General features: G+C 56.6%; 20 protein-coding genes, 1 tRNA gene and 1 other RNA gene. 10 read left to right on the forward strand and 12 right to left on the reverse strand.

Going from position 1 to position 25,102, the window contains the following annotated elements; all coding sequences use genetic code 11:
• Positions 1-14: 14 nt before the first annotated feature.
• Positions 15-749 carry a DUF4191 domain-containing protein gene (locus HMPREF0183_RS08015; RefSeq protein WP_005884823.1) on the forward strand — a complete coding sequence of 245 codons (735 nt, stop codon included), beginning with the start codon at positions 15-17 and terminating at the stop codon, positions 747-749.
• Between the two features lies 1 nt (position 750).
• Here HMPREF0183_RS08015 and HMPREF0183_RS08020 read toward each other — a convergent pair whose 3' ends face one another.
• On the reverse strand, positions 751-1,161 hold the full coding sequence (locus HMPREF0183_RS08020) for an RDD family protein (protein ID WP_040348663.1): 411 nt from the start codon (positions 1,159-1,161) through the stop codon (positions 751-753).
• A 175-nt stretch (positions 1,162-1,336) separates the two neighbouring features.
• Here HMPREF0183_RS08020 and glnA (HMPREF0183_RS08025) point away from each other — a divergent pair, with 175 nt between their 5' ends.
• Together glnA (HMPREF0183_RS08025) and HMPREF0183_RS08030 are read left to right on the forward strand one after the other, a co-directional pair.
• Positions 1,337-2,761, forward strand: a complete 1,425-nt coding sequence (glnA, locus tag HMPREF0183_RS08025; RefSeq protein WP_005884827.1) for a type I glutamate--ammonia ligase — start codon at positions 1,337-1,339, stop codon at positions 2,759-2,761.
• A gap of 77 nt (positions 2,762-2,838) precedes the next feature.
• On the forward strand, positions 2,839-4,281 hold the full coding sequence (locus HMPREF0183_RS08030) for a mycothione reductase (protein WP_005884829.1): 1,443 nt from the start codon (positions 2,839-2,841) through the stop codon (positions 4,279-4,281).
• Here the strand turns inward: HMPREF0183_RS08030 and HMPREF0183_RS08035 are convergent.
• Genes HMPREF0183_RS08035 through HMPREF0183_RS08045 form a run of 3 tightly spaced genes read right to left on the reverse strand, consistent with a single transcriptional unit; the run spans position 4,278 to position 8,796 of the window.
• Entirely contained in the window at positions 4,278-7,268 is a 2,991-nt protein-coding gene (locus HMPREF0183_RS08035) for a bifunctional [glutamine synthetase] adenylyltransferase/[glutamine synthetase]-adenylyl-L-tyrosine phosphorylase (protein ID WP_005884831.1), read from the reverse strand. The two genes, HMPREF0183_RS08030 and HMPREF0183_RS08035, sit on opposite strands and share 4 nt — an antisense overlap.
• Positions 7,268-8,605 (reverse strand): type I glutamate--ammonia ligase, encoded by a 1,338-nt coding sequence (gene glnA / locus HMPREF0183_RS08040; RefSeq protein WP_005884833.1) that lies wholly within the window; start codon positions 8,603-8,605, stop codon positions 7,268-7,270. The genes HMPREF0183_RS08035 and glnA (HMPREF0183_RS08040) overlap by 1 nt, the downstream gene beginning before the upstream one ends.
• A complete protein-coding gene (locus HMPREF0183_RS08045; protein ID WP_005884835.1) occupies positions 8,602-8,796 on the reverse strand; it encodes a hypothetical protein in 195 nt (64 codons plus the stop codon). Before HMPREF0183_RS08045 ends, glnA (HMPREF0183_RS08040) begins: the two co-directional genes overlap by 4 nt.
• 171 nt (positions 8,797-8,967) lie before the next feature.
• On the opposite strand from HMPREF0183_RS08045, the gene ald reads away from it, so the two are divergent.
• The 3 genes from ald to ppgK all read left to right on the forward strand — a co-directional run bounded on the left by ald (position 8,968) and on the right by ppgK (position 11,812).
• Positions 8,968-10,083 carry an alanine dehydrogenase gene (gene ald, locus HMPREF0183_RS08050; RefSeq protein ID WP_005884837.1) on the forward strand — a complete coding sequence of 372 codons (1,116 nt, stop codon included), beginning with the start codon at positions 8,968-8,970 and terminating at the stop codon, positions 10,081-10,083.
• 64 nt (positions 10,084-10,147) lie between these two features.
• Positions 10,148-11,017, forward strand: a complete 870-nt coding sequence (gene map / locus HMPREF0183_RS08055; protein ID WP_005884839.1) for a type I methionyl aminopeptidase — start codon at positions 10,148-10,150, stop codon at positions 11,015-11,017.
• A 12-nt stretch (positions 11,018-11,029) separates the two neighbouring features.
• Positions 11,030-11,812 carry a polyphosphate--glucose phosphotransferase gene (gene ppgK, locus HMPREF0183_RS08060; protein WP_005884841.1) on the forward strand — a complete coding sequence of 261 codons (783 nt, stop codon included), beginning with the start codon at positions 11,030-11,032 and terminating at the stop codon, positions 11,810-11,812.
• A gap of 22 nt (positions 11,813-11,834) precedes the next feature.
• Here ppgK and rnpB read toward each other — a convergent pair.
• Positions 11,835-12,185, reverse strand: an RNA gene (rnpB, locus tag HMPREF0183_RS12185) — RNase P RNA component class A.
• A gap of 31 nt (positions 12,186-12,216) precedes the next feature.
• Between rnpB and HMPREF0183_RS08065 the strand changes: the two genes are divergently transcribed.
• Positions 12,217-12,924: a YaaA family protein gene (locus HMPREF0183_RS08065; protein WP_005884843.1), complete on the forward strand. Its 708-nt coding sequence runs from the start codon at positions 12,217-12,219 to the stop codon at positions 12,922-12,924.
• 4 nt (positions 12,925-12,928) lie between these two features.
• Here HMPREF0183_RS08065 and HMPREF0183_RS08070 read toward each other — a convergent pair whose 3' ends face one another.
• Both HMPREF0183_RS08070 and HMPREF0183_RS08075 read right to left on the reverse strand, forming a co-directional pair.
• The gene (locus HMPREF0183_RS08070; RefSeq protein ID WP_005884845.1) at positions 12,929-13,651 is read right to left on the reverse strand and encodes a zinc ribbon domain-containing protein; all 723 of its coding nucleotides are present in this window, start codon (positions 13,649-13,651) and stop codon (positions 12,929-12,931) included.
• Entirely contained in the window at positions 13,635-14,519 is an 885-nt protein-coding gene (locus HMPREF0183_RS08075) for a Nif3-like dinuclear metal center hexameric protein (protein WP_005884847.1), read from the reverse strand. Before HMPREF0183_RS08075 ends, HMPREF0183_RS08070 begins: the two co-directional genes overlap by 17 nt.
• A 123-nt stretch (positions 14,520-14,642) precedes the next feature.
• Here HMPREF0183_RS08075 and HMPREF0183_RS08080 point away from each other — a divergent pair, with 123 nt between their 5' ends.
• The gene (locus tag HMPREF0183_RS08080; RefSeq protein ID WP_005884849.1) at positions 14,643-16,157 is read left to right on the forward strand and encodes a fatty acyl-CoA synthetase; all 1,515 of its coding nucleotides are present in this window, start codon (positions 14,643-14,645) and stop codon (positions 16,155-16,157) included.
• 36 nt (positions 16,158-16,193) lie between these two features.
• Here HMPREF0183_RS08080 and HMPREF0183_RS08085 read toward each other — a convergent pair whose 3' ends face one another.
• From HMPREF0183_RS08085 to HMPREF0183_RS08095, 3 genes are all read right to left on the reverse strand, one after another.
• The gene (locus HMPREF0183_RS08085) at positions 16,194-16,874 is read right to left on the reverse strand and encodes an MOSC domain-containing protein (protein WP_245527140.1); all 681 of its coding nucleotides are present in this window, start codon (positions 16,872-16,874) and stop codon (positions 16,194-16,196) included.
• Between the two features lie 47 nt (positions 16,875-16,921).
• Positions 16,922-16,998 (reverse strand) — tRNA-Pro (locus tag HMPREF0183_RS08090).
• Between the two features lie 63 nt (positions 16,999-17,061).
• Positions 17,062-18,918 carry a heavy metal translocating P-type ATPase gene (locus HMPREF0183_RS08095; protein ID WP_005884853.1) on the reverse strand — a complete coding sequence of 619 codons (1,857 nt, stop codon included), beginning with the start codon at positions 18,916-18,918 and terminating at the stop codon, positions 17,062-17,064.
• Between the two features lie 70 nt (positions 18,919-18,988).
• Here HMPREF0183_RS08095 and HMPREF0183_RS08100 point away from each other — a divergent pair, with 70 nt between their 5' ends.
• Positions 18,989-19,489, forward strand: coding sequence for a TetR family transcriptional regulator (locus tag HMPREF0183_RS08100; protein WP_040348609.1), 501 nt, complete (start codon positions 18,989-18,991; stop codon positions 19,487-19,489).
• Positions 19,490-19,543: 54 nt separating this feature from the next.
• Positions 19,544-21,154: a DHA2 family efflux MFS transporter permease subunit gene (locus HMPREF0183_RS08105; RefSeq protein ID WP_005884857.1), complete on the forward strand. Its 1,611-nt coding sequence runs from the start codon at positions 19,544-19,546 to the stop codon at positions 21,152-21,154.
• A gap of 43 nt (positions 21,155-21,197) precedes the next feature.
• Here HMPREF0183_RS08105 and HMPREF0183_RS08110 read toward each other — a convergent pair whose 3' ends face one another.
• Entirely contained in the window at positions 21,198-22,706 is a 1,509-nt protein-coding gene (locus HMPREF0183_RS08110; protein ID WP_005884859.1) for an OFA family MFS transporter, read from the reverse strand.
• Between the two features lie 310 nt (positions 22,707-23,016).
• On the reverse strand, positions 23,017-25,008 hold the full coding sequence (locus HMPREF0183_RS08115; protein WP_005884861.1) for an HtaA domain-containing protein: 1,992 nt from the start codon (positions 25,006-25,008) through the stop codon (positions 23,017-23,019).
• Between the last annotated feature and the right edge of the window lie 94 nt (positions 25,009-25,102).

Here is a 25,102-nt window from a genome sequence, read left to right on the forward strand (position 1 = left end):
ACAAACGAGAGACTATGGCTGACAAAGAAAAACGTTCCCGAGGACTGTTCAAACGTAAACCCAAGGACCCTGCAAATCCCGGTCGTATCGCGCAGATGCGCGAAGTGTTTAAGCTTGCACGCAAACACTACCCAGCGCTTCCGTGGATCATGCTTGCCGCGGTCGCGGGTATCACGCTTGTGGGTGTGCTCATTGGACTCCTCCTTCCACCCGTGTGGTTATGGGGAATCCTCGGGTTTATGGGCGGTATTGTTTTTGCCCTCTGGATTTTGGGACGTTACGCGGAGAAAGCCGCGTTTGCTGAAATGCGTGGGAAACCAGGTGCGATTGGCGCTGTTTTGAACTCGGCTCGCAGGAGCTGGCTCATGGATGAACAGCCCATCGCGGTTGATCCGCGCACCAAGGACATGGTGTTCCGCTCCACCGGCCGAGGTGGTGTTGTGCTTGTCAGCGAAGGCCCGGCTAATCGCACGTACAAGATGCTTGAAAAAGAGCGCAAGCGTCACGAGCGTGTGCTGCCGAACGTGCCTGTCACCATTATTCAAGCAGGCGACGGTAAAGACCAGGTGCCCATGGACAACCTCGTGTCCACCGTGCACAAGCTGCCACGCAAACTGCACAAGGACGAAGTTCTGGCAGTTCGCAAACGCCTCTCATCACTGGGATCGATGACCAGCCGGCCACCCATCCCCAAGGGCATTGACCCTAACCGTGCGCGTCCCGACCGTCGCGCAATCCGAGGTCGCTAAGTTAACTCCGAACCACCACTGATTTCCCCGCATAGTCGTGGAGACCTCGGCGGTCAGGATCATAAATGATCGCCGGGATCACCAGGCAGAACGCAAGGTGACGTAACAGGACACGTAGCACGTTCACTTTTTGACCCTCTGTTGTCATGAGCAGCAGGCCGAAAACTCGGTACCCGATCGTGTACCCCAACAGTGGCAACATGATGAGCACTTCAAGCGAGTACAGCACCCACGTGACCCACTCGTTGTTGTCAAAAAACAGAACGGACAAGCCAAAAGCGATCCCCCAGTCAATGAAGAGCGCCCCCAAACGACGAATGACGGGGGCAACGGAACCTCGTCCCGACTGGGGGAATCCGTACTTCTTACCTGGGTAGTCGTTGGCCGACTGCGAGCCTGCTGTTCGATTCACCCGCCCAGTGTACCTGTGCGCCCTGCCGCCGGCACCCATCGCCCTCACTCTTACCCACCTCGGGAAATACCCAATTCGGCCGGGCCGAAACACGCACGAAACGATTCAGACATGGTTCCTTCATGCTTGGCCGTTAAACTCGAATCACTGGTGAAAAACCCGATTAGGAGTAAATGTGTTCTCGACACCAAGTGAACTAGTTGCCTATCTTGCTGATCACGACGTGAAGTTTGTGGACGTCAGGTTCTGTGACCTGCCGGGAGTAGTGCAACGTTTCAATCTTCCAGCTAGTGCATACGGGGAGGATGAGATTCGAGACGGCTTACTCTTTGATGGGTCGTCAGTTCGCGGGTTCCAAACGATCAACGAATCAGACATGAAGCTGCTTGCCGATGTCAGCTCGGCGTACATCGACCCGTTCCGCGATGCGAAAACACTCGTTGTCAACCACTCGATTGTGGATCCGTTTACCGATGAACCGTATTCGCGCGACTCCCGTCAGGTCGCGGCCAAGGCCGAAGCCTACTTGAAGTCCACTGGAATCGCGGACACCGTGTTCTTTGGCGCAGAAGCCGAGTTCTATATGTTCGACGAAATTCGCTACTCGGTAACACCAGGCCACAGCTTCTACAAGATCGACTCGGAAGAAGCCGCCTGGAACACCGGGCGCGAAGAACTTGGTGGCAACCTGGGCTACAAGACCCCCATGAACGGCGGGTACTTCACAGCGGGCTCACAGGACAAAGACGCGGATATTCGTGATGAGATTTCTCTCACCCTCGAGTCGATCGGGTTTGAGATGGAGCGTGCGCACCACGAATGCGGAACCGCTGGGCAACAGGAAATCAACTACAAGTTCGCCACTTTACAGAAGGCGGGCGACCAGCTTCTCGACTTCAAGTACATTGTTCGCTCAGTGGCTGAACAGCGGGGCAAGACGGTCACGTTTATGCCTCGCCCGCTCATGGACGACAGTGGTTCGGGAATGCACTGCCACCAGTCGCTCTGGAAAGACGGTAAGCCTCTGTTCTACGACGAAAACGGATACGCCGGGCTTTCGGACCTAGCCCGCTGGTACATCGGTGGCCTCATCGAACACGCAGGCGCTGTCTTGGCCTTCACCAACCCCACCATCAACTCCTACCGCCGTCTGGTTCCTGGATACGAAGCCCCTATCAACTTGGTGTACTCGGCGCGTAACCGTTCGGCTGCGATCCGCATTCCAGTCACGGGAGACTCCCCTAAGGCAAAGCGTCTGGAGTTCCGTGCACCGGACCCTTCGTCCAACCCATATCTGGCGTTCTCGGCTCAGCTCATGGCTGGTTTGGATGGAATCCGTAACCGCATTGAGCCACCAGAGCCAGTCGACAAGGACCTGTACGAGCTCCCGCCAGAGGAGTTGCAGGACATCAAGCACGTGCCTGCATCGTTGGAAGAGGCGCTCGACGAACTCGACAACGACCGCGACTTCCTCACACAGGGAGACGTGTTCACCGATGACCTCATCGACACGTGGATCAACTACAAGCGCACCCACGAAATCGACGTGATGCGCCTGCGCCCAACGCCTACAGAGTTCGAACTGTACTACTCTCTGTAACAGCAACGAACGACTGAGCACATAGAGTCGCTGAGCATATACACCGGCTGTTCACGGCCGGTGTATATGCTTTTTCTATGGCACATTTTGATCTTCTTGTTATTGGGACGGGTTCTGGGAATTCAATCGTTGACGACCGCTTCAGCCATCTCAAGGTTGCGATCGCTGAAGAGTGGTTGTTTGGAGGAACGTGCCTGAACGTTGGGTGCATTCCTACGAAAATGCTCGTGTATCCGGCCGAGGTCGCACACAGTTCCGCAGATTCGACGCACCTGAATCTGCAGACGAGTTTTAACGGCGTTGATTGGCCCGGACTTTCTCACCGAATCTTCGACCGTATCGACGCGATCGAAGCGGACGGTCGAGACTATCGCACGAATCGACTCGACAACGTCACGGTGTATCCAGATCGTGTCCACTTTACCGGCCGTAATTCCGCCCAAACCGCCTCTGGCGACACGTTCACCTTTGAACGGGTAGTGATCGCTACCGGGTCCTCCCCCACTCAGCTCAAGGCCGCTGGTCTGGACTGGGACCGGGTCGACACAGAAAACTACCCTGTCAAAACCTCAAACTCGATCATGCGGATCCCTACACTCCCGCGTTCTCTCGTGATTGTTGGTTCAGGTTTTGTTGCTGTGGAGTTCGCACACATTTTCTCGTCTCTAGGTGTCGAGGTCACCGTGTTGGCCCGCGGAAACCGATTGCTAGGTAATCACGACCACGACGTCTCCCAGGCGTTCACGCAACAATTCTCTGAAAGCGTCAACGTGCGTTTCGGAGTAGAAGTTGAATCCGTTGACACAGCAGACGGAGTCACCCTCACACTCAAGGAAACGGGGCGTGCGGAGGGGGCGGACACCTCGGCGGTGGAAGCCGACCTCATGCTGGTAGCCGTGGGGCGAACGCGCTCCACTCACGCACTCAACGTAGACGCCTTGGACGCCACCACAGACGGTGACCGGCTGGTCGTCGACGAGTACCAACGCGTTATGTCGTCAAGCGGTGAACCTCTTGATGGGGTGTGGGCACTGGGTGACGTGTGCTCAGAGCACTTGCTTAAGCACGTGGCCAACGCAGAGGCTCGCACTGTACAGCACAACATTTTGGTAGATGTAGGGCTTGAACCAACGCCTGTGAGCACCGACCACAGCGTGATTCCGGCAGCCGTGTTTAGCCACCCGCAGATCGGTTCCGTGGGTGCGACGGAAGAGCAGTTGCGTGAAGAAGGTGTCGATTTTGTGTCGAGCACATGTGAGTACGGCGGCGTTGCTTTCGGGTGGGCGTTAAACGCGCCTGGTTTTGCGAAGGTACTCGCCCACAAAACCACCCGGCAAATTCTTGGCGCTCACGTCGTAGGTGAACAAGCGGCCTCGCTGGTTCAGCTTTTTGTGCAGGCTATGGCGTTCAAGATTCCCGCTGACAAGATGGCCCGTGGGCAAATGTGGATCCACCCCGCCCTGACCGAGGTCGTTGAAAACGCGCTCTTGGGACTCAACTTTGGCGAAGACGGACGTTAAATGTCTTCCGGTTCGAACCCGAAGAACACGTGTTCCATGACTTTTCGGGCCCTGCGCGTTGCACCCAAATAGTCGTCAACGAGTTGGTACCCGCCACCTGGTTCGTAACCCAAGAGAAGCGCGATTGCTTCAAGTTCTGTTTCGTCAGTGGGAAGAGAGTCTGAACCGCGGCCCTTGTAAAGAACAGCAGCGCTGCGCACACGTGAAGCGATTGTCCACGCGGCTTCAAGTTTGTGAGCTGAGTCTTCGTCGATGAGCCCGTTCTGGGTGGCGGCGTGCAGAGCGTCAAGGGTGGATGTTGTGCGTAGCCCTGGGTGCGTATGAGCATGCTGGAGCTGCAACATTTGGACGGTCCACTCAACGTCACTGAGCCCGCCAGTCCCTAGCTTGAGATGGCGTTTCTTGTCACCACCTCGGGGAAGGCGTTCACTTTCCATGCGCGCCTTTAACCGACGCATCTGCATTAGCGAGGACTCCGGGACTTCTTCGGGGTAGCGCAGCGGGTCAATAAGCCGAGTAAATGCCTGCCCCAGCTCTTCATCTCCGGCGATTGGACGAGCACGCAAAAGTGCTTGCGCCTCCCACGGTTCGGACCATGCGGCATAATACTTGGCGTAAGACGAAAGAGTACGAACCAATGGCCCGGACTTACCTTCGGGACGCAGATCGGCGTCAATATCCACAATGGGTTCAGCAGACCTGGTTTCAAGCTCTGACGTCAGGGTCAGAGCTACCTGCTTGGCATGTGACGGAAGCGCTTCGCGTTGAGCCGGGGTGAGCGTCTCACCGGGCTCATACACGAACATCACATCGGCATCCGAATAGTAGCCGATTTCCGCGCCGCCTAGACGCCCCATCGCTATGATGCAGAATCGGTAGTCATCAATGCCAGACATCGCGTCGAGCCTCATGCGCACGTGCGAAAGCGCTTGGTGCACGGTGATGTCCATAGCGTTGGTCAGGGCTGTCATGACAGTGTCCAAGTCGTAGAGTCCCAACGTGTCCGCCAAGGACGTGCGGAGAATCTCCTCGCCATACACCTTGCGAATAGCAGCAACTCCGTCATCGCGCCGACGACTGCGTTCGCGCATGCGGGTAGCGATTGCGTCCGGTTCGCTGGGCTGTAGACGTTCGTTGTTTCCTAACCACTGGACCGACTGGGGGTGCGAAATCAATAGATCGGATGCAAAACGAGAAAGCGACAAAACGCGGGCCATGTTTTTCACGGCCACACCAGAGTCACGCAGCATAGCCAAGTACCACGTGGTGTGTGACAGACCCTCTGACAACCTACGGAAGGCCACCAAACCAGCATCGGGGTCGACACCTCGGGAGAACCAATCAAGAAGCGCTGGCAAAACCTGACGCTGCACATAGGCCACCCGATTCAAGCCCGTGGACAGTGCGCGAATATGGCGCATAGCGGCGGCGGGATCCTGATAGCCAAAAGCTGTCAACCGGTCACGCGCAACTGCCTCGCTCACGGTTGACATCTGCGCACTTCCCGTCGCCGCATCAAGGATAGGCCGGTAGAAAATCTGCTTGTGCAACGCTCTCACCGCGCGCATGTGCCCCGCCAGTTCCTTCTTCAAACGGTCTACACTGCGCTCCTCGACGGGATACACGCTTCGGGCTAACGCTCTGAGCTTGCTGGCGCGTTCCGGAAGAACCGCTTCACGAGCCATGCGCGGAATCTGCAAGCGGTGCTCAACAACGCGCATGAACCTATATGCCGATGCCAGTGTGCGTGCCTCATGCGACGCTAAATAGTTGTGCGAGCTCAAAATGCGGAGCGCACCACCGGTTGAACGCACTCTGAGGTCTTCATCGTGCGGGCCGTGAACCAGCTGCAGAAGCTGCACCGTGAACTCCACGTCACGCAAGCCACCGGGACCAAGCTTGATGTGGCGATCCAGCTCGTTCTTAGGGATCAGCGACACCACACGACGTCGCATGGACCTCACTTCAGAAACGAAACCGGACCGCGCACCGGCCGTCCACACAAACGGTGACACGTCATCCTCAAACTGCTCGCACAATTCTGGGCAACCAGCGATCGGACGGGCTTTCAAAAGCGCTTGGAACTCCCAGTTATGCGCAACTTTCTGGTAGTACTGAACGAACTCGTCGATCGTACGCACCAGAGCACCCGATTTACCTTCAGGACGCAGAGCTGTGTCAATCTCCCACAGCGCCGGTTCATGTGCGCCCCCAGATATCAGTTCAGTAACCCGAGTTGCTAAATGAGTGGCCTGTTCACGAACCTCATCGTCGAGTTCTTCACCTTCACGTGGCGCATACGCGAAAATCACATCGACATCGCTCACGTAGTTAAGTTCGCGCGCACCACACTTGCCCATCGCCACAACAGCGATACGGGCACGTAGACGCTCCCCCTGTTCGACCTCGGCGATCTTATACGCGGCCTGAAAGACCGCGGCAGCCAAATCTGACAGAACCCGGGTGACATCCTCCACAATCTCTTCTGGCTGCGCATGCTCAAGATCCTGTACAACAAGGCGCGTGACCAAATCCCGGTATGTACGGCGAAGTGCAGTAATACCCTCATCCCCCGTCAGCAACGACCCCTTGTCCGCTAACGCTTCAGTGAAAGTGTCCTCGAGTGCCTCTGGAGTAGAAGCAAGTGAGTCGATGAAGTCCGGTTCATGTGCCAGGGTGCGGATGAACTGTGGCCAGCGAACGAGGTGGTCGACTGTTGCCTCCGAACCACCGGAGACGATGATCAGCCGGTTAAGCAGAATGGGCGACTCGTCGAGTAGCTGTCGCAGGTTGATGTCGTTCTGCTGGCACGCCTCGGCAATCCGCACAAGGCCAAGTGCGGCCGAATCCCGGTCAGCCGCCGCAGCCAGCGCACTTTCCGGATCCTGAGCTAGTTGCGTGCCCAACATTTCATCAAACTGGCCCAAGAAACGTTGCGTTCGCTCAAGTGCCTGACTGCGATGACGAGCAGGATCTTTTTTACGCATTACAGGGAGTTGAAGTGGCGAGACAGCTCAAACTGTGTCACTTGAGCACGGTACTGGGACCACTCATCGCGTTTATTCTTCAAAAAGTAGTCGAACACTTCTTCGCCCAGGGTTTCAGCGACAAGTTCACTGTGTTCCATGTTGTGTACAGCATGCGACAAGCTCGACGGCAAAGGTTCAATACCAAGGGCACGACGTTCGTTATTGGACAGCTGCCACACGTCATCTTCTGCCTCGAGAGGAAGCACGTACTCTTCTTCGATCCCTTTCAGGCCCGCAGTCAATAGAACGGAATACGCCAAATACGGGTTAGCCGAAGAATCCATGCCACGGTACTCAATGCGCGCTGAGGACGACTTGCCTGATTTGTACTGCGGAACGCGGACCAACGCCGAACGGTTGCGATGGCCCCAACAGATGAAGCTAGGAGCCTCGTGGCCGGTCCACAGACGCTTGTATGAGTTCACGTACTGGTTGGTGACAGCGCAGAATTCCGGCGCGTGTTTGAGGATCCCGGCGACGAACTGCCGGCCAATCTTGGAGAGTTGATAGCGTGCGCCTGGTTCATAAAATGCGTTGTCATCGCCCTCAAACAGCGACATGTGCGTGTGCATGCCGTTACCAGGTTCATCCGCCAATGGTTTAGGCATGAATGACGCGTAGACACCACGTTCTAGTGCAACTTCTTTGATGACGGTCTTAAAAGTCTGCACGTGATCAGCCATGGTGAGGCCGTCGGCGTACCGTAGGTCGATCTCGTTCTGTCCCGGCCCACCTTCGTGATGGGAAAACTCCACGGAAATGCCCATCTCTTCGAGCATTTGCACCGCTGCACGTCGGAAGTCGTTGGCTGTTCCGCCGTTGACGTGATCAAAGTATCCGGCCGTGTCAACGGGAACTGGAGGTTGGCCGTTGAGCTCGCCAGACTTGAACAGGTAGAACTCAATTTCTGGGTGGACGTAGAAGGTGAAGCCCATTTGGGCTGCCTTCTCCATTGTGCGTTTGAGCACTTGCCTTGAGTCAGCGGAAGCAGGAACACCTTCAGGGGTGTTGATGTCGCAGAAAATACGGCCTGTAGGGTCGTCTCCTCCACGCCATGGGAGGAGCTCGAATGTCGAAGCGTCAGGTTTGAGAACCATATCGGATTCATAGATCCGTGCGAAGCCTTCAACTGATGACCCGTCGAAACCGATACCTTCGTCGAATGCGCTTTCGAGTTCCGCCGGAACGATCGCTACAGACTTCAGCCGTCCCAGCACATCGCTAAACCACAATCGAATAAACCGGACATCCTTGTCTTCGATGGTCTGGAGTACATAGCGACGGTGGTCCGTCATGAGTTGTTCTCCCACCTTTGATCGTCTTGATCCCATTCACGCGTACGTTCTTGAGCTGTTTCGAGAGCTTGTTGAGCTTCCTCTTGTGTGTCGTATGGGCCCATGCGTTTATCCCACGCACTGACCTTGCCTTTTTCGACTTGGCCAGTCTCCAAATTGAAGAAGAACTTTTCGTCACCGGTGTCTGCCATGAGAGCTCCCTCCGATCAATGGTGTACGCGTTCAGCGTATCGCGACCGACACATAAAAGATCTGAAAAGACAACGGTAAGTCCGTATTTTGGATAACTGTGCATGAGTGAGTATTGTTCGAACTGCTGAGTAAAGACCTTGCACACGTGCGTCACGAACAAAGGAGAACGGATGCATATCTCAGTGCCCACCGAAGTCAAAAACAACGAAAACCGCGTCGCAGTCACTCCTGCTGGTGTCACTGAGCTTGTTCGCGCTGGTCACACGGTGACCGTGCAGAAAGGCGCGGGTGTTGGATCGGCTATCTCTGACGAACAGTACATCGAGGCTGGCGCTCAGATTTCCAATACAGCGGAAGAAACCTGGAAAGCCGGCGAGATGGTTATGAAGGTCAAAGAACCTATCGCATCTGAGTACGGTTTCTTGCGTGAAGACCTCACACTGTTCACCTACCTGCACTTGGCAGCTGACGAGCCACTCACCAAGGCACTTCTTGAAGCTGGCACGACCTCTATCGCATATGAAACGGTCCAGCTGGAAAACCGTGGGCTACCACTCCTCGCGCCCATGTCGGAAATCGCTGGGCGCCTTGCCCCGCAGGTAGGTGCCGCTGAGCTTCTTTCACCCCGAGGCGGTCGCGGAGTTCTTCTTTCAGGTACCCCGGGCGTTGAACGCGCCCACGTCACCGTAATTGGTGCTGGTGTCGCGGGCACGAACGCTGCCCGAATCGCGGCAGGCATGGGTGCTCACGTGGAAATCATCGACATCAACATTGCGCGTCTGCGTCAGATTGACGAGACCTTCGGTTCGCTCATGCAGACTACCGTGTCGAACGCTTATGAGATCGAGAGGGCTCTGTCGACTTCCGACCTGGTAATCGGTTCTGTTCTGATCCCTGGTAAGCGTGCGCCTAAGTTGGTTACAGACGACATGGTGAAGAACATGCGTAAGGGATCGGTTCTGGTTGATATTGCGATCGACCAGGGTGGATGCTTTGAAAACTCGCGTCCCACAACTCACGACGACCCCACGTTCAAGGTTCACGACTCGATCTACTACTGCGTGGCAAACATGCCGGGCGCTGTTGCCGCTACCTCCACGCGTGCATTGACGAACGCAACCCTGCAGTACGCAACGAAGATTGCGTCGATGGGCTGGAAGGACGCCATGCGCAAGGACCCTGCACTGGCAAAGGGTCTTAACACTGACGCGGGTCATGTCACGAACGACGCAGTTGCAGAAGCGTTCAACATGGAGTTCACACCGGTCGACGAGATTCTCAAGTAGTTCATGACGAGTCACATAGAGGTCCAGCCATAAGCCGGGCCCCTATGACTATCATGGAAGCATCATGACTTCGATTGGTAACCTCACTAAAGGCACTGTTTCGCCTCAGCTGTCCGTCCCGTCTTCAATTCCACGCCCTGAGTACGTGGGCAAGCGTGAACCCACTGAAGGTTTGGGCGGAAACATGTACACGGATGAAGAAATTGAACGTGTACGGATAGCTGGACGGATCGCCGCGAACGCAATCGTGGAAGCTGGAAAAGCGTGTATCCCCGGGAACTCTACTGACCAGATTGACAAGATCGCACACGAATTCTTGCTCGACCACAACGCGTATCCGTCATGCTTGGGCTACCGTGGTTTCCCCAAGTCCATCTGTACTTCTGTCAACGAAGTGATTTGCCACGGCATCCCTGACTCCACTGTCCTTCAGGACGGTGACATTATTAACCTAGACATCACTGCGTACATCGGCGATATGCACGGTGACACCAACTACACGTTCCTTGTCGGTGACGTTGACGAAGAGTCGAAACTCCTGGTTGAACGCACATACGAAGCAACCATGAGGGGCATTAAGGCCGTCAAGCCTGGGCGTGAAATCAACGTCATCGGTCGCGTCATCGAAAAGTACGCTAACCGTTTTGGCTACGGCGTGGTACGCGACTTCACCGGGCACGGTGTAGGCCGAGACTTCCACACAGGACTCATCGTCCCCCACTACGATGCAGCCCCTGCACACAATGAAGTCATGGAGCCGGGAATGATCTTTACGATCGAACCCATGCTCAACCTCGGCACTGAGAAATACGACGCGTGGGACGACGGCTGGACAATCGTGACAAAGGACCGCAAACGTTCTGCCCAGTTTGAACACACCCTAGTGGTGACCGAAACCGGATCAGAGATCTTGACCCTGCCCGATCAGGAATAACGAGGAGTAGCCGTGTCAGAGCAGTGGGCTGTGGGAATTGATATTGGCGGAACTGGCATCAAAGTCGCATGTGTGGACTGGGCAACAGGCACCCTCATGGACGAACAGCTTCGCATTCCCACTCCCCAGCCTTCAACGGCTACGAATGTGGCAAAAGCCGTGGGCCAGGCTCTCAACGAACTTCAAGAGCGCTCACGCCACACGATCCCTGACGGAATACGGTCACTGCCGATTGGGCTTGCCTTCCCCGGATCGATTCGCCGAGGAAAGGTGACCTTTTTAGGGAACCTGGACCAATCGTGGGTCGGCGAAGATGTTTCGACCGTCTTCTCATCCGTGACGGGTGCACAGTGCTTGTTCTTGAACGACGCAGATGCCGCAGGTCTTGCCGAAATGCGCTTTGGCGCGGGTTCACAGGCCCAGGATAAGTCAGTTCTCATGCTCACTTTGGGAACCGGGATCGGGTCGGCCCTGTTTACACGTGGCGAACTATATCCGTACACCGAATTGGGCCACATCACTGTCGACGGCAAAAATGGTGAACGCTACGCTTCTGTGTCCACAAAAGACCGCGAAGGACTCACCTACGAAGAATGGGCCGGACGCCTGCAAAAATACCTCGACCAGATCGTGCTCCTAACGAATCCGGAACTCATCATTGTGGGTGGCTGGATTTCCTCCCAGCACGCGTCGTGGTTGCACCTTATCGACGTGCCAGTCCCCGTTGTCACGGCACAGTTGCACAACGACGCAGGGATCGTGGGGGCCGCGCTGTTCGCGCACCAGCACGCATGATCCGGGCCGGTAAAAACCTTTGAGGGACAGGCCGCGTATACGCCGGGTTTTGTACGTGGGGCAGTTACCCGCGTCCACGCGACGACAATCTATCTAGGCGACGTGTTGCCACGGCGCTCAAGCGATCCACCCGACAGCTAAGCGAGCAGCCTGCGCTGTCTGTCTGATCTTGCTCCCGGTGGGGTTTACCAAGCTATTCCAGTCACCTGGAACACTGGTGGTCTCTTACACCACCTTTTCACCCTTACCACTTACGTGGCGGTCTGTTTTCTGTGGCACTTTCCCGCGAGTTACCCCGGGTGGGCGTTACCCACCACCGTGCTCTGTGGAGCCCGGACGTTCCTCGTTTTCACGTAGTCGTCCCGCGACCTGTCCAGCGGAACATTTTACCTTAGGATCGACGTGTGATTATTTTTTTGCCTCCGTCGGAATCCAAGACTCCACACACGCACGGCGATCCGCTGAACCTTGACCAGCTGTCTTTCCCAGAACTCACTGAGGATCGCTCACACATGTGTGACACACTCATGGAGATTTCTGCCCGCGAACGCGGGTGGGAAGAGTTAGGTGTGAGTCAACGCTTGGCGCCGGAAGTCGAACGCAATACGGAACTTTTTATCGCCTCGGCCGGGCCTGCCATCAACACATACACAGGAGTCCTTTACACGGCCTTGGACGCGGACACGGTGACACATGAGGATCGCTTGGACACGGTGTTCATCAGTAGCGCACTCTTTGGTGTGGTGAGTGCGCGTGATCACATTCCTGCCTACCGGTACACCATGACTCCCAAGCTCGCTACGTGGTGGAAGAAGCGGCTGTCACCGGTTTTGGATGACGCGTGGGCCGCCGAGGTCGTTGTGGACTGCCGTTCGGGTGCTTACCGGCGTGCGTGGCCGGGGGCGAATACGCTTCCGGTCAAGGTAGTCACTGAGACTGACGGGGTGCGCAAAACTGTTTCACACAACGCGAAACATACACGTGGGCTGGTGGCGCGGCACCTGCTGAACCGAGGCGAGCAGATGCCGACGACTCCCCAAGGTGTGGTGGACGCGCTTGAGGAGGCGTTCACTGTCGAGTACGACCACCCTGAGATCACGATTGTGGTGTGAGAGTTCAGCCTTCCTTGATGACGTAACTTTCGCACGCTTCGCATTCGGCCACACTGTACGGGCCTGAGTTCGCGAGAGCGTCAAGGGCTGTTCCGCTGAGTGCCGCACCGCACCCGCCGCAGCTGCCTGCGCGTAACGTGGCAGCTCCGGGCCCGTCCTGGGCGCGTTGTGTCACCTGGGTGCCAAAGTCCCCCATGTTCTTCGCCAGCCCCGCCAGTTGTGACGAAAGCTCCTGGGCTTGAGCGTCAAGCGTTGTGGCTGTGCGCGCGCGTTCTTCTTGGAGCTGTTTTCCACGCGCAGCGATCGCGTGGCCTTCTTCCGTGGCGGTTTCCACTGCGGAAGTGACGCGCTCTTCTTCTTGCAAGGCCGCAAGGTGTTCGTCCTCTGTGCGTTGCAGTTTTTCCTTGAGCGTGTCGATCTCTTTGCCGATCGCTACCAGGTCGCTTGACGTGAGCCCAGTCCCGTCGTTCATCCGTTGTTCGCGCCCGCTGATTTCCGCTTCGAGGTCAGTGCTACGTGCGTTGAGTTCGCGCACCTGCTTTTGAACGGCCTCACGGTGGGAGGTCAGTTTTACGATCTTCCCGGCTTGTTCCTTGTGCTGAGCCACCAGCGCGGTGAGTTCCTCTTTGAGCTCTTTTTGCTGTGCGTCTGCCCGGTTCTTGCGCAGCTGAGCTGATACCCGAATCCATTCAAGGGTGGCGCTGTGCTGCTCAGGCGTGAGTTCCATGGTCGTCCTCTCCTTGGGCGTCGTCATGGGATGGGATACGCAGGTCCCATGGGTCGGTGCGAGTGGTGGAGACGTGAATGTCGACGTCAAAGCCGTTTTCTTTGAGCTTCTCCCCCAGCTGAGTTGCGGCAATGCTCATCCATGGGGATTCGGCCGCCCAGTGAGCCACGTCAATGAGGTGTGGCGTGTTGGAAGTTCTGTGGGAGATGTCACGGGCTTCCGTCGCAGGGTGGTGACGCAAGTCCGAGGTGACATAGACGTCAGCGCCGTGGGCCCGGACCTCGTCGAAGAGGGAGTCACCCGAGCCTGCTAAAACGGCTACCCGTGAGACTGTTGCGTTGGGGTCTCCGGCCACGCGGATTCCGGTTTTGGTTGCTGGTGTTGAGCGGGCAAGAGTGTGTGCAAGTTCTGACACTGTGCGGGGCTGAGGAAGGGTTCCGACGCGCCCCAGGCCAACGCCTTCTGGGTGGTTGGGGCCCGAGGTGATTGGCTGCCGGTCTGTGAGTTCTAGCATGTCGGCCAGGACGTCAGATACGCCACCTTGCGCTGAGTCGGCGTTGGTGTGCGCGTTGTACTGTGCGATTCCATGCGAAATCAGCCGGGTAAGGGCACCGCCTTTTAACGTGTGTGCAGCGACGCTTGTGACGCCGCGAAGCAGAAGCGGGTGGTGGGTGAACAGCAGTTCTGCTTTGAGGCTCACTGCTTCGTCAATGACTGCGTCCATGGGGTCAAGAGCCATAAGAATTGTGGACACGCGAGCGTTGAGATCACCGGTTGCGAGGCCGTTGGAGTCCCATGATTCGGCATACTCGGTAGGCCACAGTTTTTCGATGTGCGCGATGATGTCGCCAAGTGTCGCGTGTGTCATATCTCTACTCTTTCATATGTTGGTCAGCGACATACGATTCCCGGCCTCGAAGCCCACGTCTCAAGGTGTGAAATTTTCGACGTCATTTATGATTCGTGGGCATGTGGTGGTTGGATTCTTTTTATGACCTCAATCACAGCAGTAAACCGCAGCACCATCTCTGACGTTATTCGCCGCTCCACGTCACGCGTGCCAGACAAGACCGCGATTGTTTTCGACGACCGTTCGTGGACGTATGCCCAGCTTGAGTCGGCAGTGACCTCTGTGGCTCGCCACTTGGTAAGTCAGGGCCTTGAAAAGGGCGACCGCGTGGCCGCTTTTGACAAGAACAGTGACCTGTTTGCCATTTTGTTCTTGGCGTGTACACGCGCCGGACTCATTCACGTGCCCATCAACTACCAGCTCACCCGCGAAGAGCTGGAGTACATGCTGGAAAACTCGGGCGCAAAGCGCATCTACGTGGGAAGCGACTTTATTCGTCACGTGCAGTCGGCAAAGGCTGAGAACGTAGAGATTGTTCCTTTCGCAGACCTCCTGGAAGTCGCGCAGCAGACAGACGTAGAGCCATCGGAGCCAGGCGAATTCGACGTCGTCGACACGGACATTGCCCAGCTGCTGTACACCTCGGGAACCACTTCCCTCCCCAAGGGTGCGATCATGACGCACCGCGCCTTGCTCACCGAATACCAGTCAGCATTGCTCACGCTGGACCCCGAAGAGTCCGACCGCTGGGTCCACGCACTTCCTCTATACCACTCCGCCCAGATGCACGTTCTGCTGATCCCATCCTTGATGAAGGGCTCGTTCAACATCATCGTGCCTGCACCAGTGACGGGGCAGCTGCTAGAGATCATTGAGCGCGAAAGGATCACGGCGTTCTTTGCAGCACCTACTGTGTGGGTCGCAATCGCTCACCACCCAGACCTGCAGACCCGCGACCTTTCCAGCTTGAAACGCGCCATGTATGGTGCTTCGATCATGCCGGGACCAATCCTGAAGAAACTGCGTGAAACTCTTCCCAACCTCGGGTTCTACAACTGCATGGGGCAGTCCGAACTTGGTCCCCTGGCGATTGTTCTACGCCCGGAGGAACACGACGAGCGCCCAGACTTCGCTGGTCGTCCCGTTCCGTTTGTGGAAACCCGTTTGGCTGACCCAGAAGGCAACGACGTGGCACCCGGTGAACAGGGTGAAATTCTGTACCGTTCGCCTCAGCTGTGCCTGGGTTACTGGGACAAACCAGAAGCCACTGAAGAAGCTTTTGCGGGAGGTTGGTTCCACTCAGGTGACCTCGCTGTTGCCGACGAGCAGGGTTACATCAAGGTTGTTGACCGTGTGAAGGATGTCATCAACACCGGTGGTGTTCTGGTTGCAGGTCGTCAGGTTGAAGACAGTATTTTTGAACTCGACGCAGTTGAAGAGGTAGCTGTTGTTGGTCAGCCGGACGAGAAGTGGATCGAAGCGATCACTGCCTACGTCGTTGTGAAGGAGGGCCAAGAGCTTGACGAAACAACGGTGATCGAGCACGTCAAGGAACGCTTGGCCGCTTTCAAGGCACCTAAGGCTGTTCACTTCGTCGACGCGTTGCCAAAGAACTCGGCAGGTAAGATCCTCAAGCGCAAACTGCGCGAGTCATAAGAATCCTCGTCTCTACATCTGCTCGTCTAGGCGCCCCTAATCGCCTAGGCGAGCAGATTCGTCTGTCACGTAGCCAGAGAGGCGACGTTGCAGTTGCTCCACCCACCGTGGTGGCATGCCGGGCGCGTCGATGAGGGAGCGAATGCCTTGAGCGTCGGTGCGGTCGATGTTCATGACCCGGTTGACCTCGGGCAGAGCCACACTTCGCGGTTCCCGCTTGATCACCGTCACTGTGTCACCCATGCGAATAGTGCCGGGTTGAAGAATGCGCACATAGAACCCGCTGCGCCCCGTGCTTTGTACTAGACGGGGTAGCTCTTTCATGTTCCACCGGTGCGCCAGTGTTGTACACGGCCGTCGAATCTGCGAGACCTGCACCGTCACTTCACCTATCTGCAAAGTATCAGCAAGGTGAACGTCACTCGTGGCTATTCCGTCAACGGTGACGTTTTCGAAGAAGTTGCCCGGCTGAAACTGGTGGCCGTCAGCCGCCCATTGCGTGTAATCGTCTTGCGTGTAGAGTAACAGGGCTTTTTCTGGGCCACCGTGTACTTTCCGGTTGCCCTGTTCATCGCCTTCCGCGCCATGAGTGTGAACTGCGACCGTGTCAACGAGATGCTTATGAGCGCCGGTGAAGATATCTCTTCCCGAGTAGTTCTGCCACTGGGCTTTTCCAACCCACAAGTGGGTGACGGTTCCGGTAAATTTTGTGTGCACGTGTATTGACTTTACACAGTCGGATCTGCACATTCCGCCTTACGCAATGGTCGGGATAACAGGATTTGAACCTGCGACCTCCTCGTCCCGAACGAGGCGCGCTACCAAACTGCGCCATATCCCGGTGCAAAACTGCCCGTCCATCTTAACGCTGACGCGCTACTTCACCTAATCACACTTCACCGAATCACGGCGCAGTGTGCTCTTCTTCACGCAGTTTCTTCAACGTTCGAGGGCTCCTGAGTGCCAACAGTGCGTACAAAATAGCTACAAGGTCCACAATCTCTTGCGTCAACGCACCAAACACGGCAGGAATAGCGCCCATTGCGGCCACCAGCATTAACCCCACGCTCAAGATGATGCCCAACCAAATAGCGGTCAGGGCAACAGACACTGTGTGCCTTGAGATCGCAACGACTTCCACAACCGAGCGCAAACTATTACGCAAAATCACACCATCTGCCGCCTCGGACGCGGCCGTTGCGCTCTTCGCCCCAATAGCCAGCCCAACGTCAGCGCGCGCCAAAACCGGGGCGTCGTTAATCCCGTCACCCACCATGAGGACAGGACTGGGCTTGGTTTCGCCGGCAAGCCGAACTTTGTCAGGTGGCAGAAGATCAGCCTTGACATCGTCAATACCAGCCAGTTGCGCAATGTGCTGGGCAGTGTGAACGTTGTCGCCAGTGAGCATTGAAACGTTCTTGACACCGTTGTCGCGCAACCAGGATATGACCCGAGGTGTTTCTGGGCGAATCTGGTCCGCCAGCATGACTGTTCCGGCATAGGCGCCGTCGATGGCGACGAAGGCAGCTCCTTCGCCAGGCTCCAAAGTAGGTGCTTCGATGGAGCCCACCGACTCTTCGATGAAGCTCTTTTTACCTACGCGCAAGTCGTGGCCGTCGATAACAGCCCACACGCCATTGGTGGCAACTTCGTCTGCCGTGTCGGTGTCGCTGAGGCTGAGCTTACGATTCCTAGCGGCCTCGATGATTCCGCGTGCAAGCGCGTGGGTGGAGTACTGTTCCGCCGAGGCGGTGAGCCGCAAGAGTTCGTCCTCGTCCCAGCCGTGCGCCGGGACAACGCGGGTGACTTCGGGGGTACCACGGGTAAGCGTGCCGGTCTTGTCGAAGAGTGCTGACTGGATGCGCGAAAGCTGTTCGAGGACCGCGCCCGATTTCACGATCACGCCATTGCGCGACGCTTGGGCTTGACCACCAATAAAAGCGACCGGTGCCGCAATAAGCAGCGGGCAAGGGGTAGCCAGCACCATCACTTCAGCAAACCTAGTAGCTGAGCCACTGACAAACCACGCAACGCCACCGATGACCAGGGATAGCACGGCGAACGGGATTGCGTACCTGTCTGCGAGGCGCACAATAGGTGCACGGTTTTCTTCCGCCTTGCTCATGAGAGCAACGATTTGTTGGAACTGTGATTCGTGAGCTTTCTTTGTTGCGGTGACTGTCACTGCGGTGGTGCTGTTGACCACACCGGAGAGAATCTCATCGCCTGCAGTTTTGGTCACAGGCAGGCTCTCACCTGTCAGTGACGACTCGTCGAAGCTCGCTGTGTCGCTGTTGAGCTTGCAGTCTACTGGAACGACTTCGTTAGGTTTAACAAGGAGTTGGTCACCGATTTCAACGTCTTCGACATCAATGTCTCTGGGCGTGCCGCCTTCAAGGATGTGGGCGATTGCCGGTGAGTGTTTGAGAAGATTCTCTAGGTCGCGTGCAGCCCGGTGCTGAGCGTAGTCCTCAAGAGCTTCTCCCCCAGAAAGCATGAGGACCACAACGATGGATGCGAGCACTTCACCTACAGCTAAGGTGGACACCATTGCGACGACAGCAAGAATGTCCAGGCCCCAGTTTCCACGAACAATATCGCGGATCATGCCCACCAGGGTCACTACGATGAAGATCGCTACATACACTCCACCGATCCAGGTGCCCAGGGTTTTCTGCCCGGACAGAGCCAAGACCCCGTACAACAATGCGATGACGCACGTCAGGACGACCCACATGTATCGGCGAAGTAGTGTCCCCATGTGGATATTCTTGAACATTCAAGCCTTTTCGACCAGGAAGGAAAGGCAATCCAAACGTAGGCTAAGGGATATGGCTCTGAGTACCGACATCATTACTGACGCGGCGTTGAAGATCGCGTCTGAGTTCGGTTTGGGCGACCTGTCTATGCGTCGTCTGGCCCGGGAACTCGAGGTACAACCGTCTGCACTGTATTGGCATGTGGCTAATAAGCAGGAGGTTTTTATTCTGGTTGCGCGCCGCATGTCGGAGCAGGTGGATCTAGCGTGTGGCACTCCCCCGCACACGTTCACGCAGGTGGCTGTCCATTTGCGGCGCATACTTGCGTCATATCGGGATGGCGCTGAGGTTTTCTTGTTGGCGTTCGCGCTCAAAGGAGAGGAAGTCACGCCTCAGGTTCTTCAGGGCGCGGTGCGCGCCACCTTTCCCGAGGCGCATCAGGCAGTCCTTGAGAGGCTGATTTCGTTTGTGGTGGGTTTCGTTGCGATTGAGCAAAACCGTGAGTTGTATGGAACCACTGGTGTGTCAAACAATGAAGATTTTGAGGCAGCGATACAACTTTTAGTTGATTGAGAAGTCAACCCCTGGCGCGATGTTTAGCACCTCCGCGAGTGGTTGTATGAATATGTGAACAAAGCATTTCAACAGCCGTCACGACGTGACTGGTTCGGGCTCGCTGTTTTATCTGTAGGTTTGGGCCTCATTGTGCTCGATGGAACCATCGTTGGGGTCGCTTTGCCAACCATCATTCGTGACCTGGGTTTGAACCTCACGGACGCACAGTGGGTAAATAGCTTATACGCAGTCGTGCTTGCTGGGTTGCTTCTCACGACAGGGAATCTGGCTGACCGATGGGGACGCAAACGACTGTTCATTGCTGGAACCGCCGTGTTTGTTCTGGGAAGTCTTCTGGCCGCACTTTCTCAAACTGCGGGTGTGCTCATCACGTCCCGGGCAGTCCAAGCAGTTGGTGCGGCACTGATTATGCCGTCAACATTATCCACTGTGAATGCGGTGTTCCGCGGTAAGTCACGTGCGGTGGCCTTTGGCGTGTGGGGTGCCGTAATTTCTGGTGCCGCTGCGGTTGGGCCGCTGGCGGGCGGCGCTTTAACTCAGTGGGTGTCGTGGCACTGGATTTTCTTAGTGAATCTGCCCATTGGTTTGTTGGCGATTGTGGCGGCCGCGTTTACTGTGCCAGAAACCCGAGGTGGCAAAAAGCTTCCAGGGATGGATGTCGATGGCGCGCTCTTGAGCGCGATAGGATGCGGGGCACTTGTTTTTGCGATCATCGAAGGCCCCGATTTAGGTTGGTGGACGCCCCGTTCCGATTTCAGCGTTCTGGGGTGGGTCTGGCCGGTTTCCGCACCGGTCTCAATTGTGCCTGTTGCCCTGGCGGTATCGATAGTTGCGATCATTCTCTTTGTTCTGTGGGAAAAACACAGAGCCCGCGTTCAGCGCGACGCTCTTCTCGACCTCGGCCTGTTCAGTTACAAGACCTTCTCCTGGGGTAACCTCACCGCGGCCATGGTTGCTGTGGGCGAATTTGGGATCATTTTCGTTCTTCCGCTATACCTGATCAGCGCCCTGGGTATGAGCGTGATGGGGGCGGGCCTCGTGCTTGCGGCAATGGCTGTTGGCGCCTTTATGTCAGGTGCAGCCGCGCGTCATTTGGCAAGAAGGTTCGGTGCGCCCGGCACGGTACTGATTGGACTAGGGCTAGAGGTGTTTGGCGTTGTCGTGTTGGCGTTCCTTGTTGATCCTGAGATACCAGGGTGGGTCGTAGCGTTACCACTAACGGTGTATGGCGTGGGGCTTGGTCTGGCTTCTGCGCAACTGACGGGTACGGTGCTACAAGATATCCCTGTAGATGTGTCTGGCCAAGGTTCGGCAACGCAGAGCACAGTGAGGCAGATCGGTTCGGCTTTGGGAACCGCGGTTGCAGGCGCAACCTTGGCGGTTTCCTTGGCGAGTACCCTGCCGGGTTCTCTAGCTTCAGCTGGGTTCACGGGAGCTCAGGTAGACCGGCTAGCTGGGGCGACTCGCGTTTCGGCAGGTACTGTTTTGGCACAGTTACGTTCGCAGGGGCCTGCCGGACCGTTAGGTGAGCAGACCCCTGCCTTAGTGGACGCATTAACTCAAGGCTTTGCGTCAGCCGTTTCGTGGGTCCTCCTGGCTGCCGCTCTGTTTTTGGTGCTGGGTTTAGCCGGGGCGTGGCAGGTTAAGCGGCAGTCGAGGTAACTGCGGATTCACTGTACAGACGTTGACCCGCGGTGAGACGGCTTTAGACGAAGAGCTGGAGGGATTTCAGCACAATCTGTACGAGGCCGTAACCCAATCCCACTGTCACGATCGCCGTGAGGACCCACGCAGCAGCAGTATGTAGCGCGTTTCCGGCATTCACGGCGATACCACCGTCTTTACCTGTCTTGAGGTTATGACTTGCCGCGATTTGTTCGACTTCTTCGTCACTGGCGTAGTGCTTGTCAGCGACAGGACGCATGAGCGCGTTTGCAATGAAACCTACCGCCAAAACACCCACCATGATGAACAGACTCAATTGGTAAAGAGCTGGTCCCTCAGCTCCAGTACTGCGACGGGATTCAAGCACCGTGTTCACAATGAGTGGTCCAGCGACTCCTGCGGCTGACCACGCGGTGAGGAGGCGACCGTGGATCGCACCCACTTGCATGGTGCCAAAGATGTCTTTGAGGTAGGCGGGCATGGTCGCGAATCCTCCGCCGTAGAACGACAGGATCACCAAGGTTGCCAAGATGAACAGGATGAGGGAACCGTGACCGATCAGCGCAACCAAGAGGTAGAGGCCAACTCCAACGCCCAAGTAGACAATGTAGATGAATTTACGTCCGGTAATGTCCGATACCGATGACCACAGGAAGCGGCCACCCATGTTAGCCAAGGACAGCAGTCCGACGTACCCGGCGGCTGATGCCGGTGTGATCTGCGAGAAGTAGTCCTGGATCATCGGTGAAGCGCTTTCCAGGATTCCGATACCCGCGGTCACATTGGTGAATAGCACGACCCACAACAGCCAGAACTGAGGAGTTGAGATAGCTTTGCGTGCGGTGACGTGGCGGGTGGTCTGCATCGACTTTGACTTCACGGATGCAGGGTCCCATCCCTGGGGCTTCCAGTCTGGGTGTGGAACGCGAACAACGTAGGCGCCAAGAGCAATCACGACGGCGTACACAACTGCCAAAACAATGAAGGTGGGGAACACACCGGCGACAAGGTTTTCTGCGGAGTCGCCGCCACCAAAGGCAACCATGAGTTGGTTAGACATTGGTGAAGCGATAAGTGCACCTCCACCGAAGCCCATGATGGCGAGCCCAGTTGCTAGCCCTGGACGGTCAGGGAACCATTTGATCAGGGTTGAGACTGGAGCGATGTAACCGATTCCGAGTCCGATTCCTCCGAGGAAACCGTAACCGAAATACACAAGCCACAGTTGACCTGTTGCGATACCGATCGAGGCAACAAAGAACCCAATGACCCAGAAAGCACCTGAGACGAGCATGGACAGGCGTGGACCGGCTTTTTCGACCCATGTTCCACCGATTGCAGACGAGATACCGAGCATGGCGATAGCCACCGAGAAGATCCATCCGACTGCAACTTCACCCGTGTTGAAGTGCTCGACAAGTGGCATTTTGAAAACCGAGAACGCGTACACCTGTCCAATACACAGGTGAATTGCGAGGGCTGCTGGTGGAATGAGCCAGCGGTTGTACGTCGTAGGTGCGGTGATACCGGACCTGGTGAGAACTGACATGCGTACTCCAAACTAGGGAACAGAGGTGTCACGCTGGCCACGTTGAGAGCGTGACACCCTGAAATTCTTACATTGCTTACTCAGCATTTACACACGTTATCTTAAAGCGAGCTGTTGCACACGGCGTTTAGCGCAGTATTTCTGTTTGGATTAATAAGAGCATTCCGCAAGGCACGTTGGTTCGTCGATTTCTCCACTCGGCATAAAAAGCGGTTCACTCAAGCGCAAGTTGTTTATAAAAAGCGCAAGACCGGCCGGGCAAACGCCCGACCGGCCGGGAAGAGTCGCGCCAGTATTGTCAGATCTCCATTTAAGCTCGACGACTGGAGATAATCATGGCGACAGCGCCAACAGCAAGCAATGTGATTCCTGCAATTCCGACTGCCAGATTAGTGCCACCGGTACGCGGCAGTGACTTGGAAGCGGTAGGGCTCGGCTTCCCGCTGCTCCCGTGAGAACCTGAAGTTTCTGCGGCGCCGGGCCTGTCCGCTCCGGGCGCTTCCGCGCCAGGATTCTGACCATCTGGGCCCTGAGCTTCCGGTTGGATCACTTCAGGTTCCTTCACCTCGGGTTCCTTAGTGCCTGGTTCCGTCGGCTCGCCGTCGCCATTCTCCGGAGTGCCCGGTTCGTTTGGCTCCTGGGCCTCAGGCACCTCGGGCTCCTTCGTGTCGGGTACTTCGGGCTCCTTCGGATCCTGCGTCTCCGGATCCGTCGGTTTGTCGTCGCCGTTTTCCGGGGTGTCGGGCGCCTCAGGTTCCTTGGTGCCTGGTTCCGTCGCCTCGTCATTGCCGTTCTCTGGAGTGCCGGGCTCGTTGGGTTTTTGCGTTTCAGGCGTCTCGGGCTCCTTCGTGTCTGGAGCTTCAGGTTCCGTCGGTTCCTGTGGGTCCTGTGTTTCCGGGTCCTTCGGATCCTGCGTTTCCTGTTCCTTGGGATCTTCGGCTGGGAACAGCGTGTTCTTCTGTTCGTCGGTGAGGTTGATGTTCGAGCGGTGGAGAACCGTTTCGTCGTTCGGGTTGCCGTGAGCAACCCACACGACGGTGTCGTAGTCGGTGTCCTTGTTCAGCTTGTCTGCTCCTGCGGTCACCTTAGCGTTGAGCTTGCCGTCCTTGATGGCACTGCCAGGGATGTACTCAACGACGACAGGTTCCTTGGACGACTTTTCTGCTACAGAAGCTGCCTTAGCGGACGGACGCGACAGTTCAATTTCGCTGTTCTTGACCTTGCGGTCGACAACTGCGACGTAGACACCGTTGGCGTCCTTGCCGGTGCTGGCCTTGGGCAGCACGCTGTAGCCTTTGCCGGTCACATTGACCGCCAGGCCCTCGTCAGAAACAGAGTGCGTGCTCTTAGTCGTGTTCTTAATCGTTTCTTCATCGACCTGCGATTCAGACTCTTCGGCCTTGTACTTTACGGTGAGTGCAGTGGGTTTCTTGCGTGGGTCCGCAGCTCCGCCGGAGGAGTACCAGTACTGGGCCTGGCCGGTCTGTACGTTGTAGTCGACCCAGCTCTTGGGGAATGAACCCCAGCCGTCTTTTTCTTTGTTTTGGTCGGGCTGTCCACTGTCAACACCTTCGTAGTCGGGGGTGACGGTGAAGCCGTTTTCATCGAGCTCGACCTTGTTGTTTCCGAAGTCGGCGATGGTGCCTTCAACGGGCTTGAGCTTCTCCCACTTGGAAAGGTCGGCCATGTCGGCTCCGTAGCCGGAGAAGGTGCCGGTGATCTTGCCCTTGCCGTTCTTCACCTCGAGCTTCGGGTTACTGACCGACCAGTAGGTGAACCCGGAATAGTACACGACGGTGAACGAACCTTCCCACTCGATGGTGCCGGACTTCGTTTCAGGGTCGATAGTGCCCTTGCCACCGGAGATCTCAACGAAGTTGCCCGACCGCTTAGCCGTCTCGCCGTTATACGTGTTGACGCGTTCGCCCTCAGGCGTTTGGCACTTGTTGTCCCACGTGATCGGCTGCGTGCCGCCATCAGCGGTGGGGCGCAGGATCTTGACGTTGCCCTCTTCCGGGCTGAACAGCTTCTTAGCTTCCGCGTCTTCCTTTGACCACACGTCAGCCTTCCCCGCATCGCCGGACACACCGGCGGACAGGAAGTTGCATGAGCCGGGGTAATAAGCACCCGCACCGGATTCGGCGTTGATACCCCAGCTAAAGACAGCGTCAGAAACATTAACTTCTGCTGCCTGCGCGGGGTGGGCGGACAGCAGACCGGCTCCTCCCAACGCGAATGCCACGCTTCCGGCCACGCCGGCGCGCCAGCTAAAGCGCGAAGGCGCGCTTGATGATGACTTCATGGTTCTCCTTGTGAACGTGATGCGGCGCTATACAGCTCGCAATCTTTTACGACATAGTCACTTGACCTAATTCACTTAGGTAAGGCTATCATTA

It is taken from the genome of Brevibacterium mcbrellneri ATCC 49030 (genome assembly GCF_000178455.1).
Lineage (GTDB): Bacteria > Actinomycetota > Actinomycetes > Actinomycetales > Brevibacteriaceae > Brevibacterium > Brevibacterium mcbrellneri.

What these genes read in the sequence shown, in the direction of transcription:
- HMPREF0183_RS08015 (WP_005884823.1), top strand. Translation starts at nt 15, where the DNA reads ATGGCTGACAAAGAAAAACGTTCCCGAGGACTGTTCAAACGTAAACCC.
- HMPREF0183_RS08030 (WP_005884829.1), top strand. Translation starts at nt 2,839, where the DNA reads ATGGCACATTTTGATCTTCTTGTTATTGGGACGGGTTCTGGGAATTCA.
- HMPREF0183_RS08035 (WP_005884831.1), bottom strand. Translation starts at nt 7,268, where the DNA reads ATGCGTAAAAAAGATCCTGCTCGTCATCGCAGTCAGGCACTTGAGCGA.
- glnA (WP_005884833.1), bottom strand. Translation starts at nt 8,605, where the DNA reads ATGACGGACCACCGTCGCTATGTACTCCAGACCATCGAAGACAAGGAT.
- HMPREF0183_RS08045 (WP_005884835.1), bottom strand. Translation starts at nt 8,796, where the DNA reads ATGGCAGACACCGGTGACGAAAAGTTCTTCTTCAATTTGGAGACTGGC.
- ald (WP_005884837.1), top strand. Translation starts at nt 8,968, where the DNA reads ATGCATATCTCAGTGCCCACCGAAGTCAAAAACAACGAAAACCGCGTC.
- map (WP_005884839.1), top strand. Translation starts at nt 10,148, where the DNA reads ATGACTTCGATTGGTAACCTCACTAAAGGCACTGTTTCGCCTCAGCTG.
- HMPREF0183_RS08070 (WP_005884845.1), bottom strand. Translation starts at nt 13,651, where the DNA reads ATGGAACTCACGCCTGAGCAGCACAGCGCCACCCTTGAATGGATTCGG.
- HMPREF0183_RS08075 (WP_005884847.1), bottom strand. Translation starts at nt 14,519, where the DNA reads ATGACACACGCGACACTTGGCGACATCATCGCGCACATCGAAAAACTG.
- HMPREF0183_RS08080 (WP_005884849.1), top strand. Translation starts at nt 14,643, where the DNA reads ATGACCTCAATCACAGCAGTAAACCGCAGCACCATCTCTGACGTTATT.
- HMPREF0183_RS08095 (WP_005884853.1), bottom strand. Translation starts at nt 18,918, where the DNA reads ATGGGGACACTACTTCGCCGATACATGTGGGTCGTCCTGACGTGCGTC.
- HMPREF0183_RS08100 (WP_040348609.1), top strand. Translation starts at nt 18,989, where the DNA reads ATGGCTCTGAGTACCGACATCATTACTGACGCGGCGTTGAAGATCGCG.
- HMPREF0183_RS08110 (WP_005884859.1), bottom strand. Translation starts at nt 22,706, where the DNA reads ATGTCAGTTCTCACCAGGTCCGGTATCACCGCACCTACGACGTACAAC.
- HMPREF0183_RS08115 (WP_005884861.1), bottom strand. Translation starts at nt 25,008, where the DNA reads ATGAAGTCATCATCAAGCGCGCCTTCGCGCTTTAGCTGGCGCGCCGGC.